Source organism: Rahnella woolbedingensis (genome assembly GCF_003602095.1).
Taxonomy (GTDB): domain Bacteria; phylum Pseudomonadota; class Gammaproteobacteria; order Enterobacterales; family Enterobacteriaceae; genus Rahnella; species Rahnella woolbedingensis.
Genome location: NZ_RAHH01000020.1, coordinates 92360 through 106044, shown reverse-complemented (window position 1 = coordinate 106044; position 13685 = coordinate 92360). Strand labels below are relative to the sequence as shown.

The 13685-nt window shown below is 49.5% G+C and carries 12 protein-coding genes; 6 read left to right on the top strand and 6 right to left on the bottom strand.

What is annotated here, in order from left to right:
• Positions 1 to 111 precede the first annotated feature (111 nt).
• From D6C13_RS17055 to D6C13_RS17045, 3 genes are all read right to left on the bottom strand, one after another.
• On the bottom strand, positions 112 to 732 hold the full coding sequence (locus D6C13_RS17055; RefSeq protein WP_120133895.1) for a LysE family translocator: 621 nt from the start codon (positions 730 to 732) through the stop codon (positions 112 to 114).
• A 279-nt stretch (positions 733 to 1011) separates the two neighbouring features.
• Positions 1012 to 2148 carry an HlyD family secretion protein gene (locus tag D6C13_RS17050; protein ID WP_120133894.1) on the bottom strand — a complete coding sequence of 379 codons (1137 nt, stop codon included), beginning with the start codon at positions 2146 to 2148 and terminating at the stop codon, positions 1012 to 1014.
• Positions 2149 to 2152: 4 nt separating this feature from the next.
• Complete coding sequence (locus tag D6C13_RS17045; protein WP_120133893.1) at positions 2153 to 2476, bottom strand: DUF3302 domain-containing protein; 324 nt, start codon at positions 2474 to 2476, stop codon at positions 2153 to 2155.
• A gap of 245 nt (positions 2477 to 2721) precedes the next feature.
• Here D6C13_RS17045 and D6C13_RS17040 point away from each other — a divergent pair, with 245 nt between their 5' ends.
• The gene (locus tag D6C13_RS17040; RefSeq protein ID WP_425272721.1) at positions 2722 to 3684 is read left to right on the top strand and encodes a hypothetical protein; all 963 of its coding nucleotides are present in this window, start codon (positions 2722 to 2724) and stop codon (positions 3682 to 3684) included.
• 285 nt (positions 3685 to 3969) lie between these two features.
• On the opposite strand, the gene yahO is transcribed toward D6C13_RS17040, so the two are convergent.
• Both yahO and D6C13_RS17030 read right to left on the bottom strand, forming a co-directional pair.
• A complete protein-coding gene (gene yahO, locus D6C13_RS17035; protein ID WP_120133892.1) occupies positions 3970 to 4239 on the bottom strand; it encodes a DUF1471 family periplasmic protein YahO in 270 nt (89 codons plus the stop codon).
• Positions 4240 to 4557: 318 nt separating this feature from the next.
• Complete coding sequence (locus D6C13_RS17030) at positions 4558 to 5808, bottom strand: MFS transporter (RefSeq protein ID WP_120133891.1); 1251 nt, start codon at positions 5806 to 5808, stop codon at positions 4558 to 4560.
• A 277-nt stretch (positions 5809 to 6085) separates the two neighbouring features.
• On the opposite strand from D6C13_RS17030, the gene D6C13_RS17025 reads away from it, so the two are divergent.
• The 4 genes from D6C13_RS17025 (at position 6086) to D6C13_RS17010 (ending at position 8663) form a co-directional block, all read left to right on the top strand.
• On the top strand, positions 6086 to 6571 hold the full coding sequence (locus D6C13_RS17025; RefSeq protein WP_167458044.1) for a GNAT family N-acetyltransferase: 486 nt from the start codon (positions 6086 to 6088) through the stop codon (positions 6569 to 6571).
• Between the two features lie 57 nt (positions 6572 to 6628).
• Positions 6629 to 7408, top strand: coding sequence for a LysR family transcriptional regulator (locus tag D6C13_RS17020; RefSeq protein ID WP_120133889.1), 780 nt, complete (start codon positions 6629 to 6631; stop codon positions 7406 to 7408).
• 25 nt (positions 7409 to 7433) lie between these two features.
• Complete coding sequence (locus D6C13_RS17015; RefSeq protein ID WP_120133888.1) at positions 7434 to 7910, top strand: glutathione peroxidase; 477 nt, start codon at positions 7434 to 7436, stop codon at positions 7908 to 7910.
• 90 nt (positions 7911 to 8000) lie between these two features.
• Complete coding sequence (locus D6C13_RS17010) at positions 8001 to 8663, top strand: dTMP kinase (RefSeq protein WP_120133887.1); 663 nt, start codon at positions 8001 to 8003, stop codon at positions 8661 to 8663.
• Positions 8664 to 8749: 86 nt separating this feature from the next.
• Here the strand turns inward: D6C13_RS17010 and D6C13_RS17005 are convergent, their stop codons facing one another.
• Positions 8750 to 10261, bottom strand: a complete 1512-nt coding sequence (locus D6C13_RS17005) for an anion permease (RefSeq protein WP_120133886.1) — start codon at positions 10259 to 10261, stop codon at positions 8750 to 8752.
• Between the two features lie 624 nt (positions 10262 to 10885).
• Between D6C13_RS17005 and D6C13_RS17000 the strand changes: the two genes are divergently transcribed.
• Complete coding sequence (locus D6C13_RS17000) at positions 10886 to 13663, top strand: flavocytochrome c (RefSeq protein ID WP_120133885.1); 2778 nt, start codon at positions 10886 to 10888, stop codon at positions 13661 to 13663.
• Positions 13664 to 13685 lie beyond the last annotated feature (22 nt).

Here is a 13685-nt window from a genome sequence, read left to right as displayed (position 1 = left end):
CATTTCTAATCCAAGCATAAAGCCCCCCTCGCTCAAAGCGGACATATTGTCCCGATAGCATGTCCGCTACGTGCCAGAAGCGGACAGAAAGCAAAATTAGCATTGAGCAGATTATCTCGTGCTAAGGGCCAGTTTGGCCGCAAAGCATAAAAACAAACCTCCAGTTGCTCTGTCCATTACCCTAACAACCCGGCTTTTCTTTAGGATGGATGATGCAAAGTGTGTGGATAAAATGAGCGTGACTGACCACATTGTCCCGATCGCGACATGGATGCTGACAAGGATAAAGGTCCATATAAAAGGAGAATGCCCAGTAGGTATAAACTGAGGTAAAAATGAGACATAGAAAATACCCATTTTTGGATTGAGTACATTTCCTAGCATCCCTTTGATAAACCAATTTCCGGGTGAAGAAATATCGCCATCGCTATGACTGAAAGATGATCGTGGCCGCATCAGTAGCTGCAAACCCAGCCAGCACAGGTAAGTTGCACCACAAAATTTTAGTATTGTATAAGCGAGCTCGGAAACTGCCAGTAGCGCACCGAGACCGAGCGCGACAAGCGCTCCCCATATAAAACAGCCGGTGTCAATTCCAAGAGCAGCCTGAAAAGCCTTTTTACCCCCTTCAGCACAGGCCGTTCGAAGAATGAGTGCCGTATCAAGACCAGGCGTAAGGGTGAGCAATAGTGCAGCGAAGGAGAAAGCGAGAAGTGAATCGGCAACAGACATTTTCTTTACCCGAAAGAGTGGATTTTATCCACTTGCTTTACGCTAATCAATCCATTGCAGAATTTTGTTAAAAAAAGGTAACGAATCTGCCAGATAAAACCAGACTTATTCGGATGCAACGAGGCTGCGGCATGCATCAATGTTCTTTTGAGCATAACTTCCGCTCCACGCTCTCAGCAGACCTTCAGCGTCACGTGCTTGTCTGCTTCGTGCCAAGAGCGGACCTATGGGGGTTTTAAATGCCCCCTCATGAAGTGGCCAACTTTTTCGACCATTTCACTAATGATCCAGATAGAGGTAGTGCATCCAACTGGTCATGCGCAGCAGTACTTTACGCATCACTGAAACATGGGGGAAATAGTCTGAGTACACGGCCACTTGTGCGTAAATACCATCAGGCAAAGCGTCAATTTCATCGTTTGGCGCCAGTTCAATTATGGCAATCACGCTGTCGCTGCCCATAACGTTACTCAGTGACTGAAGGGTACCCTGAGCCTGATATGCCCCTCCTGGTACTACGGGAAGAATACTGGTTAATTTTCCAGAAAATACTTGCCCTGGTAGTGCGTTGAATACAACTTCAGCCTCATCGCCAGCCACCAATCGTAGCAGCGAGTTTTGTCTGAACTGAGCTATGATTTGCCTTTTTTGCTGAGGAATAAATATCATTACCGGGCGCAGGGGAAGGGAAGCCGCATAAGTTCCAGGGCGAATCAATACTTGAGTGATATAACCGTTACTCGGAGCCCGAACGACGGTTTGCTCAAGATTATATTTAGCTTCTGCCAACTGAGCTCTGATACTCACTATTTGCGATTGCTCCCCGTTCAGCACGCTGTCTAACTGACTTCGAATCTGAGACTGCTCGGCAACCGATCCTTTCACAAGCGCATCTTGAGCCAGGTAGTTTTGCCGGGCATTATCAATATCACTTTCAGAAAAAGGGTTTACACGCGCTTTGCTCCCGGCAAGGTAGCGTTGGTAGTCTTTATATAAACGATCGCGTTCGGCACTGACGCGTGATGTATTAGCGACAGCGCTCTCTAATTGTCCCTTGAGTACTTGATTATTGTGAATAGCAGTCACCAGATCAGCTTGTAATTTATCAACACGAGCCTGGAAGCGAGTTGGGTCGATCTTGAAAAGAACGTCTCCTTTTTTCATTAACGTATTTTGTTTATTTGTTACCTCGCTAACAATACCCGTTACCTGAGGAGTAATAGGAATTGAAATAACCGCTTTTTGCGCCAAATCAGTATAGGGATGGTTGTAATTCATCAATAAAATAAGCGCGCCAATTAAAAAGACGCCACCTAAGGCCGCGGTGGGTATTGTCCATTTATTTACCGGTATTTTGAAAATCTTAAATATTGCCCACGCAAAGGCGACATAAGTCAGGATAATGAGTAGATCCATCGTGTTACTCCAATGGAGGAATGTTGATATTCACCAGTTTTTGTTCTAATTCGCTGACCCGTTGCTGCAACTGGGTCAGCGAAGCTTCCTGAGTTTGCATACCCCATCCGCGTTCGGGACGATACAATGTGGCCCATATCCATAAAAACGGCCAAATAACATGTAGCGTAAATAAACTCACCCAGCCTGCCACGTGGATAGCATCAGCATGAGGATGGTTCCTGGATTTGGCAATGAGATAGGGAATATCATGAAGAATAATAATTCCATAAAAAATAACGAGGAAGACTACAATAAGAACACCCAATGCAAAATAATTCAGTAACATAGCGGCAGAACCTCAATAAGTGGTGTTGAGTAAATAATAGACGTTAAATAGCATAGCTGCCTTTTTTTATGCGCATTAATACACTATCCTGAATGTTTACAGAGTACTTAAATTTAACTACATGAAATCAGAACTGTTTTATATGTGATGGACCGATTTTCATCGCGCTTTCTCAGCGCTCATTTAAAGAAAAAACATATAATATAACTATATTCCACCAGCAAAGGGTTTTAATGGAGCCAAGTATGGTGATACGGTTCTCAATTTATCAGTTCCAAATGGTCATCTTATTAATACTATTGCTGGGAAGCGCGAAAACTTTCTCCGCCGGTGGGGACCTCATCAAGAAACGGGCCAATGCGGTTCTTTCACTAATGACTTATACGGTGGTGCCTGATATCACCGCCAGCGACCTCAATATCCGCAATGCATCCAACGAGAGTACGGCGCTCTCTCTCACTCAGATGGGTGGCGGAGCTACGTTGAGTGAAAAGGTCCCCATCTATCTGGAAGGTGTTCTGGGATATAGTCGATACGATCCCCAGTTTGTTGTCTCCAATGGCAGCGAGAGTCGTAATATCCCGGTCAAATGGAACAGCGTGACGGCCACCGGGGGCATTGGCTGGGACATCCGGCTTCTCAAAGATAAATTGGGTGGTAACTTGGTCTTACGCCCCATTGCTAACTTTTCGTTAGGTACAGTGGCGAGCGATTTACGCATCGGCGCCCGGGTGCTTCAACGCCAAAGGGGCGGTGAGTACGACTTCCTCGACGGTGGACGCCTTAATGCCTACGGGTTGGGCGGAGCACTGATGCTTGACTACGAACTGTTCTCCAAGACCCAGGATATTGACCTGGAATTACGCTATTCCTATCAACATTTGCAAAGTTTCGCCACTAGCTCGGACGTTGTCAGCGGCAACGCCGACGCGGAAAATGTTGGGTTATATCTGCGCCGTAGAGCACCAATAGCCGACTGGACGCTATTGGATAAACCGGTACGGTATGTAATGGAAGGTGCACGCACAGAATACCTGGGAAATCAACGAGGCCAGTTAGGTTTTGATAGCTTAAATTCGTTAGGCCTTGGGTTGGAACTCGATAGCAGCAAGTATGATATTGTGATCAGCCGTACACGCGTGCTCGCACGCTACATGTTCGGAAATAACACCACGGGTTACGGTATCGGCATGGCAATCAGTTTTTGATCGCGCAATCGAGCCTGTGGCGATTTCAGGGCATCGAGACATGAGGTAGACTTTTTAAAGTTTGGGTTAATTGAAGCTTTGCTCATCATGTCCTTTGCAACACAAGTGCTTCACCCGAAAAGATGAAAACCATTATTAAATTACACAGAGAAAATTCTACTGAGCGGAGAAGTTTCTTTAATCAAAGTATCTACTCTCATTATGTAACTCACTTCCAATGACTATGCCTACCAAAAAAGTAAATGCTTTTTAAGTATTCGGCTATCAGTGTAAACTTTCTATATACTACTTTTTCTTATAAACGATTGCGGTGCCAGAAATTTTATTCGAGGTATTTGCCGAGGTTAAAACATAAATATCACCACCTTTAGCATCCGCTTTTTTCGAAAGTTCTTTCTTCGCGTCAGACTGTGCTACTTCACCAGAAACAGATATGTCACCAACTTTAACATAGTTTTGTTTCACCTTTTCAAACTCTACTTTTGACATTAGTTCTGCTGAGAATACGCTGAATGATAGGGTTATTGAAATAAGGCCAAGCACAAGTTTCTTCATTTAATATCTCCTGGTGGATGATGGTGTGTTGCTAATCAAGTAAAGCAACACCATGAGTATAGTAGGTAAATAAGTAGCTGGTATGTTTAATTTAAGCACGAAAGTCGCCGTCGATAGTCAGAGAGTGTCGGTGGCCAATTTAAAGACAAACACTTCTTCATAGTGATTTGACCTGCTACCCATAACTAAAGATACCTTGATGTAAGTATACATTGCGAACTTCCGCTCCTCGCTCACAGCGGATCTTCAGCTCAGGTAATTTGTCTGCTTCGTGCCAGGAGCATACGTTCCTAACATCGCAGCATATTTTTGAGGACATCATAAGGAATTGGTAACTTTTTGGGACTTAATCTGAGATGAGTTATCCAGCAGCCTGATTGCAGGAACCATACTGGCAGCTATAGTGGCGATGACTACCGCCATCGCTGAAACTAAGAGTACATTGCTGCTCCCAAAATGTATTGCTAACGGTCCGGCTACCAGCTCACCGAACGGAATAGCCACAAACGAACCCACTGCATCATAGGCGTATACGCGAGCCAATTTCTCCTGCGGAATATGCGTTTGTAGCGAATGAGCCCAGGAAACGCCGAACAGGCCAAAAGCGACACCTGCAATAAAAAAAGCGGCTGTAAGCCACAATGCCGAAGCAAACTGGCTGAGCATAAAAATCGGCACTGAGCAAAGTGATATCAACATGACGCCTATAAAGAGATCTCGCCGTGGACGCCATCGCAGGGCAAGGAACGAACCTGCAATCAGGCCAACACTTTGCGCGGCAACGATAATCCCCCAATTAGTTCGTCCAAATGAGCTATCAGCAATCACTGGCCCGAGCACCATAACAACACCACTAAAAGCAGCATTAATAATAGTAAACTGAACAACAATCGACCAGACCCAAGCTCGACTGGCGAATTCTTTCCACCCCTCTTTTAAATCTTGCAAGATATTATTCTGGGATGGACATGCCTCAATTGATGTAGCGCGAATGAAGAAATAAAGTGGTGCAGAGACCGCGAAACCCAGCGCATCAATTGCGAGTCCCCAACCCGGACCGACTGTACTAGTCAACATTCCACCTAGCGAAGCGCCGATTACGGTACCGCTATAAATACCGAGCTGGATTAATGCGTTGGCTTCACGCAAATTCTGTCCTGGAACAGTCTGAGGAACCAGCGCAGAAGACGCAGGTAATGCGATACCGGCAGCCGCTCCGTTCAGCGCACCGAGTAATGCCAGGCTCATCACAGTAGCTGAACCATCCAGCACCGACCATGCAACGATAGCTTGTGAAACGGCGGCTATTACTGAAGATGAGACTAAAACGAGACTACGTGAATAGCGGTCCGCCAGTACTCCACCAATTAACAAGAATGCAACGTTAAAAATGGAACGTGATGCGACAACGATACCTAAATCAGTGACGGCTCCGCCAATATCAAGGACTGCGAACGCAAGTGCGATCGGTGCAATACCATTACCCAGTACGGTAAACAGGCGTGCAACAAATAGATGACGAAAGGCTTTGAAGTGATAAGCTCGAGCTCTTTTGTTACACGAATTCATTGTTGTAATGGCTTCCGGGATAGAGGATGTTTTTTAGAATACCTGCATTTCAACAATATTTGAGCATAAACTGAAGATTGCACAATATTATGGGTTTCAATATAAACAGACATAGGGGCAACTCATAGCTGCTGCGAGCGGCTAACTGCTAATAGCAAACATTAGCACTATAGATGGTTTTAAAAGATACGCTGTAGAGATCTTTGGTGATAGCTCCACCGCTTCGACTTGTCGTTAGGCTATGATAAATCATTACATTTTTCTTAAGGGAGCATACATGGATATCACCATCTGCATACCATATGAATATGATGAGTTGGTTGAAATTTTTATCGAAATGGAAACCTACTATAACCAAAAACTTTGCCTGTCGAGGAGTGACATGTCCTCTTATCTGAAGGATAAGGTCTTTGCAGCCAACTCCAGTACTGAAGTTCACAAAGTGGTTTGTGATGGCGTTATAGCTGCGTTTTCATGTGTTTCAGTGATGTACCCCTCACCACGTTTCAGTGGACAAATGTTTATCAAAGAGCTTTTTGTTTCTGCATCTTTCAGAAGGGCAGGAATTGGTAGAAAGTTGATGGGTTTTATAGCAAACCGTGCTCAAGAGCGGGGGTGCTTTCAACTCGATTGGTTATCGGTGGCAGCAGATCCATTGGCTCAGAAGTTTTATGAGTCTCTCGGTGCTCAGGTTATCAAGAGCGTTAATTACCATCGGGTTTTTGGTCAAAAATTAGATGAGCTTGCCCGTGCTGCCGACTGAAGTATTCAAACAAAGCTACTCCCCCGTCGATAAACACACCATAAAGATGCATGGGGTATGTGGCTATCGTCGCCGTCGATTATGATCGAGCGATTGAATATTACACAAGCAAGCCACGGCCTGACGCCGACCGAGGCAGGTCAACGATTTTACGAACGGGCGCGCGCCGCCCTGCAGGAAGCCGACGAGGCTGAACTGGCTGCCAGAGGAGCCGGAAAAGGGCTTTGCGGAAAACTGCGCATTTCGGCCGCAACGACTTTTGCCAGATTGCATGTCATACCTCAGCTTCCGCGCTTTCTTGAACAACATCCTGAACTGGATGTGGATGTCATTCTTGACGATCGGATGATTGACCTGATTGCTGAAGGTGTTGACGTTTCGCTGAGGATGGGGAATTTACCTGACTCTGCCGCCGTGGCCCGCAAAATGGCGACCAGTCCACGCTCCGTTATCGCCACGCCTGGCTATCTCGCCAAAAAAGGAGAGCCCCGCCCCCCGGCCGGGTTGGCAGAACATGAAGCCATCCTGTATACCCTTCAGCCCAGCCTCTGGTCATTCACCCGTGAGGGAGCCGTTATTTCCATATCGGTGAGCGGGCGCATTCGTTACAGTGCCGCCGAAGGGCAACGCGCTGCCGTGCTCAGTCATATGGGATTGTGCATTGCTTCCGACTGGATGTTTGCTGAGGAGCTGGCAAGCGGAGAGGTTAAAAAAGTGCTGACGGCGTGGCAACTGCCCACTATCGATTTATGGGCCGTGTTTCCTAATGGTCGTCTGGCAAGCGCCAAGGCACGGCAGTTCGCCGGGTTTATTGAAACCGTGATGGCGGAAAAGTAGTAACACCTATTTTGAGGATCCCGATATGACTACCTTTCATCGGCTTACCGCCACCAGTCTGGATGGTCAGCTCATCTCTATGGCTGACTATGCAGGTAAGCTGGTTCTGGTGGTGAATACCGCCAGCCATTGTGGCTTCACGCCACAGTACACAGGCCTTGAAACGCTCTACAAGAAGTTCGCCGCCCAGGGTCTGGTGGTGCTTGGTTTTCCCTGCAACCAGTTTGGTAATCAGGAACCCGGCGATGCTGATGAAATCGCGCAGACCTGCTACATCAACTACGATGTGAGTTTCCCGATATTTGAGAAAGTGGAGATTAACGGCGCCGCGACGCACCCGGTGTTTCGTTACCTGAAAGACGAATTGCCCGGCGTGCTGGGCGGACGGATCAAGTGGAACTTCACTAAGTTCCTGATCGGACGTGACGGTAAACCGCTCAAGCGTTTTGCACCGTTCACCACCCCGGAGAAAATGGAATCCGTTATTCTTGCTGCACTTTAAATCTAAGAGCGGCGGTTCATACGAAGGAAGTAAGATGCTTTTGCCTGATTTGAGATTTATAAAAACCGCCTGCCAGCCGACATTTGAAACATGAGCCGCCCGCTGTTTGTTTCTCTGGATGGGCCAAAGGGCGCCGGTAAAACCACACTACTGGAGGCCATTACGAAAGTACTCAGGGCAGACAACAAGAAGGTGGTTCGACTTTGCGAGAAGAAAAGCGATCCCTATAGGGCAGAAACAATGGCCCTCGTTAACAAGCTCGTCAGAAATCCCAGCCTGGATTTAGAACTTGAGGTTTGTGAGCGCTTTGCTGATAGCCGTGCCTGGATTTCGCGGCACGTGCTGACTAAACAGCCACCGGACAGCATTATCCTGATGGATCGCTGGTACCCGTCGGATGCCGCATTTCGCCGGATGGTCCCCTTTGCAGAGATTTTGCAGCTTAACATTGAACGCAACGTGCAGGTGCCAGACCTGCATGTGGGAGTGGTTACCGCACCAGATATTTCATGGGCGAGGGCAGCGGCACGATCGCGTGGGCTAAGCAGTACGGTGATCCATAAGCTGGAAGAGCATGTCGCTTGTACCAAAGCGTTCGAGCGAGAAATTGCAGAGCAGGGCTGGATTTTATGCCGGAATGAAGGGACAGTCGAAGACGCAACGAAGCAGATAATCTCTGAGATCTACAGAGTGGCTGGATACCCCACCGGCATCAGTTTTGCCGACAGCGCTGGCGCCGGAAGCCGCCAGTAATTCGTATCTGGCATGACCTGCTTACCCATAAAACAACGCGCCTGCGGATATCCCCCCAGGCGCGTTGTTTATTGCAGAGCCGGATATCAGAACATCATTACCATCCACGGATAGGCAATCAGCATCATGCCGCCGAGGAAGATAGCGCCGAAGATGGTGCCCAGACGCCAGTAATCTTTAGTCGGCAGATAGCCGCTGCCGTAATAAATCGGGCTCGGGCCGGTGCCGTACGGGGTGATGATCCCCATCACACCCAGCGATGTCACCATCATCAGGCAGTAAACCGGCATGTTGATGCCCGGAATGGCTGCGGCGATGGTCAGCATGGCCGGTAACAGCGCGGTGGTATGCGCCGTGGTACTGGCGAACAGATAGTGCAGCAGGAAGAACGCAATCAGCAGCATGACGGCGGCGACCTGCGGGTCGAATCCGTTAAGCAACTGTCCGCCTTCTTTGCCCAGCCAGGCGATAAAGCCGACACGGGCCAGACCATCCGCCAGTGCCACCAGCGTTGCGAACCAGGCGAAGGTGTTCCAGGCCGGTTTGTTGCTGGTGATGTCGTTCCAGTTCAGCACGCCGGTCCACAGCATCAGTACCACAACCAGCAGGGCAGCCATTGCCGGTTCAATCCAGGCAGCGGCAAAAATCCACATCAGCAGTGCAGAACACACGAAGATCAGCAGCAGGATTTCGTTGCGCGACAGTTTACCCAGCTTGTCGAGTTCGCTTTTCGCCCAGCGCGGTACTTCGTCATTAATCTTTACTTCCGGCGGATAGAACCAGTAGGCCAGCAGCGGCATGGTCAGGATCAGCAGTACGCCCAGTGGCAGAAACGCCAGGAACCACATGCCCCAGGAAATCGTAAAGCCGGTGATGCTTTTCACTAACGCCAGCGCCAGCAGGTTCGGGGCAAGGGCGGAGAGGAACATCGAGCTGGTGATACAGGCGGCGGTGATCGCAACCCACATCAGATACGAACCGATTTTACGCGCGCTCGGGTCATTCGGCTTGGAGCCGTACAACGGCGGCAGGTTGGCGATGATCGGGTAAATCGTCCCGCCGCTGCGTGCGGTGTTGGAAGGCGTGAAAGGCGCGAGCAACAGGTCGGCGAAGGTAATCGCGTAACCCAGTGTCAGGCTGCGGCGACCGAGGTATTTCACAAGGATCAGCGCCAGACGGCGACCAAACTGCGTTTTGTCATAGCCCGCGGCGAACATAAATGCGCCGAAAATCAGCCAGACGGTCGAGTTACCAAATCCACTCACCGCCCATTTGAACGCTTCGGTCGGCATTTTAAATTTCGGGTTGGCAATTTCTTCCGGGCTGAATAACAGCCACTGACTGAAGAGGGCGATCACGACCACGCCGGTCAGGCCAATCACCGCGCCCGGCAGCGGCTCAAAAATCAATCCGACAATGACCCCGACGAAGATGGCGAAGAAGTGCCATGCATAAGGCTCAAGGCCTGCGGGTACTGGCGTCAGCAGCAACAGCACCGCCACCAGTACCGGCAGAAACAGCATGATCAGACGCTTTTTTTGCCCCGTTTGCGGCGGTACGACCACATTGAGATCATTCAAGTTGGATGTGGGTTTCATAAATTTTGTGCCCGTAATTGAGAGTGAGCCTTTCGCCCCGGTGGTTAGTGATTGTTTTCTGTTCCTGAAAACCATTAATTATTCTTTAACGAAAATGTGTTAAGCGGTACGTAATGATGATGGAGACTTTGTGACGAAATTAAGTAGTTACTATTATTCTTAGGGCGAATGAGGAGATGAGTACACTTATATTTCGTCATATATCATTACGCAGAGTGTGGTTATTTTTCCGACTCTTTTTTTAAATGCAGCTGCTTATGTAAATGTAGAGTAAATCTACGTAAACGCCAACTTTTGAGGTCAACTTGCTGATTTTGCAGGTAGGATTTTTTATGTTAATCTAAAGTTGATTTTTGTCAACTCATCATTAACACTTGAGGGTGGTATGGATTTCCATGCCGAATAAATAAACAACTCCTGCTTTCAGAACGTTTGGAACACCTATTTCATCGCGTAATGTCAATAAATGAACCACCAGATTTCCTATTTGTCACCTGCTTCGGATTGCTTATTTAAACCGGTTTCTTCTCTGCATTAATGAAGAAGGTATTGAAGAAGGTAAAGAAGGGTAAGTAATGCGGCCACAGAAAAATCCAAGACCTACAAATTTCGGAGTTGATCACAATGAATAAGCTGACCCCGGTACTCAATCCGCTTACGCTGCCCAACGGTGCGGTACTGAAAAACCGTCTGCTGATGGCACCTATGACCACCTGTACCGGCTTCTATGACGGTACCGTCACCAGTGAGCTGGTGGAATATTACCGCGACCGGGCCGGCAGCATCGGGACAATCATCGTTGAGTGTTGCTTCATTGACCGTATGGGCCCGGCGTTTCCCGGTGCGATTGCCATTGACAGCGACAACAAAATTTCCGGTCTGAAGAAAATTGCGGATGCCATTAAATCCAAAGGCTCGAAAGCAATTTTGCAGATTTATCACGGCGGCAGAATGGTGGAGCCGGAACTGATTGGCGGCCGCACACCTGTCGCACCCAGTGCTATCGCCGCCCCGCGTGAAGGCGCGACTCAGCCGAAAGAGCTGACCGGCGAAGAAGTGGAAACCATGATCACCAAGTTTGGTGATGCGGTTAACCGTGCTATTAAAGCCGGATTCGACGGCGTGGAAATCCACGGCGCTAACACGTATCTGATCCAGCAATTTTATTCACCAAACTCCAACCAGCGCACCGACAAATGGGGCGGCGACCGCGACAAACGCGCCCGTTTCCCGCTGGAAGTCCTGGAAATCACCCATAAAATGGCGGAACGCTTCGCCGATAACTCCTTTATTATCGGCTACCGTTTCTCGCCGGAAGAGCTGGAAGTTCCCGGCATCCGCTTCGATGACACGATGTATCTGCTGGAAAAACTCGCCGCGCGCGGGCTGGACTACGTGCATTTCTCAGTCGGTCAGTTACTGCGTCCTTCCATTGTTGATACTCAGGATCCCACTCCGCTTATTACCAAGTTCCGCGCGATGCGTTCGGAAACGCTGGCCAAAGTGCCGGTGATTGGCGTCGGTGGCGTGATCAACAAAGCGGATGCGGAGAAAGGGCTGGAATACGGCTTTGACCTGATCGCCGTCGGTAAAGCCTGCATCGCCTATCCGGACTGGGCTGACCGCATCATCAATAACGATCACCTGGAACTGTTTATTGACAGCCATAAACGCGAAGAACTGAACATCCCTGAACCTCTGTGGCGCTTCTCACTGGTTGACGCCATGATCCGCGACACCAGCGTTACAGGTCGTAAATACAAAGCGGGCGTTTATCAGGAGAAAGTCGAAGCCGAAGCGCTGAAGCTGAAAATCAGCGTTACGCTGGATACCGACCGTATTACCGATATCGCACTGGTCAAAGACGATTCGCTGGACGTCGATTTCACCACCACGTTTGAAAGCCTGCGTACCCGTATGCTGGTCGCCAACAGTCCGCACGTCGATGCCATTACCGGCGCGACCACGCAGAGTGAGGCGCTGAAAAAAGCCGTTTCGCGCGCGCTGGCGACATCCAGCAAAGAGCATGTGATTGAAGAAGGCGGTAACCCGCAGGCACCGCAAAACTTCGACGTTGTGGTCATCGGCAGCGGTGGCGCAGGGCTGGCAGCGGCCATTCAGGCGCATGACGAAGGCGCGCATGTGGTGATTATCGAAAAAATGCCGACGATTGGCGGTAACACCATTAAAGCTTCAGTCGGGATGAACGCGGCAGAAACGCGTTTCCAGAAACTGAAGGGCATCGAAGACAGCAAAGACCTGTTTTATGACGAAACGCTGAAAGGCGGCAAGTTTAAAAACAATCCGGTCTTGCTGCGCGAGTTTGTCGAGCTGGCGCCGGAAGCGGTCGAATGGCTGGCAGCGAAAGAGATTGAGCTGAACGACATCACCATCACTGGCGGGATGAGCATCGACCGTACGCACCGTCCGGCTGACCGTTCCGCCGTGGGTGGATTCCTGATCAGCGGGCTGGTGAAAAACATCAACAAACGCGAAATCGAAGTGCTGCTCGAAACCTCCGTCGCCGAAATCCTTTCTGAAAATGGCGTGGTGACCGGCGTGAAAGTGGTGGATGAATACAACGACAGCCGCATCCTGAATGCGAAAAGCGTGATCGTCGCCACCGGTGGTTTCAGTGCCAACCGCGAAATGGTGGTGAAATATCGTCCAGAACTTGATGGTTTTGTGACGACCAACCATCCGGGCGCGACCGGCAGCGGCATCGCCATGCTGCAAAAACTGGGCGCAGATACCGTGGATATGGGCGAAATTCAGATCCACCCGACGGTGGAACAGACTACGTCTTATCTGATCTCCGAAGCCATTCGCGGCGGCGGCGCGATCCTGGTCAGTCAGGCCGGTAAGCGTTTCTATAACGAGATGGAAACCCGCGACAAAGTGTCCGCGGAAATTATCGCGTTACCGGAGAAAAGTGCCTGGGTTATCTTCGACGAACAAGTGCGGGCGAATAACAAAGCGGCTGATGAGTATATCGCCAAAGGGTTTGTGATCAGCGCTCCAACGCCGGAAGAACTGGCGGTGAAACTCAATATGGATCCGCAGACGCTTTCTGAAACCTTGCTGCGCTACAACCTGTTTGTGGTGGAGAAAAAGGACGAAGATTTCGGGCGTACTACTGCGTTGCGTCATCCGCTCAACATGGGACCGTTCTTTGCCATCCGCATCGCCCCGGGCGTGCATCACACCATGGGGGGGGTGACCATCAACCCGGATACCGCCGTGCTTGATGCGCAAAAACAAGTCATCACCGGTGCCTGGGCCGCAGGCGAAGTGGTCGGCGGCATCCACGGCGCGAACCGCATCGGCGGTAATGCGGTCGCCGATATTATCATCTTCGGTATCCTCGCCGGAAAAAACGCGGCGGCGCTGGCGAAGCAATAACTGTCAGAGTGTAAATGCTAAA

Bases quoted from the DNA above. Each gene is read 5' to 3' on its own strand.
- D6C13_RS17055 (WP_120133895.1), bottom strand. From the start codon at position 732: ATGTCTGTTGCCGATTCACTTCTCGCTTTCTCCTTCGCTGCACTATTG.
- D6C13_RS17050 (WP_120133894.1), bottom strand. From the start codon at position 2,148: ATGGATCTACTCATTATCCTGACTTATGTCGCCTTTGCGTGGGCAATA.
- D6C13_RS17045 (WP_120133893.1), bottom strand. From the start codon at position 2,476: ATGTTACTGAATTATTTTGCATTGGGTGTTCTTATTGTAGTCTTCCTC.
- D6C13_RS17040 (WP_425272721.1), top strand. From the start codon at position 2,722: ATGGTGATACGGTTCTCAATTTATCAGTTCCAAATGGTCATCTTATTA.
- yahO (WP_120133892.1), bottom strand. From the start codon at position 4,239: ATGAAGAAACTTGTGCTTGGCCTTATTTCAATAACCCTATCATTCAGC.
- D6C13_RS17030 (WP_120133891.1), bottom strand. From the start codon at position 5,808: ATGAATTCGTGTAACAAAAGAGCTCGAGCTTATCACTTCAAAGCCTTT.
- D6C13_RS17025 (WP_167458044.1), top strand. From the start codon at position 6,086: ATGGATATCACCATCTGCATACCATATGAATATGATGAGTTGGTTGAA.
- D6C13_RS17020 (WP_120133889.1), top strand. From the start codon at position 6,629: ATGTGGCTATCGTCGCCGTCGATTATGATCGAGCGATTGAATATTACA.
- D6C13_RS17015 (WP_120133888.1), top strand. From the start codon at position 7,434: ATGACTACCTTTCATCGGCTTACCGCCACCAGTCTGGATGGTCAGCTC.
- D6C13_RS17010 (WP_120133887.1), top strand. From the start codon at position 8,001: ATGAGCCGCCCGCTGTTTGTTTCTCTGGATGGGCCAAAGGGCGCCGGT.
- D6C13_RS17005 (WP_120133886.1), bottom strand. From the start codon at position 10,261: ATGAAACCCACATCCAACTTGAATGATCTCAATGTGGTCGTACCGCCG.
- D6C13_RS17000 (WP_120133885.1), top strand. From the start codon at position 10,886: ATGAATAAGCTGACCCCGGTACTCAATCCGCTTACGCTGCCCAACGGT.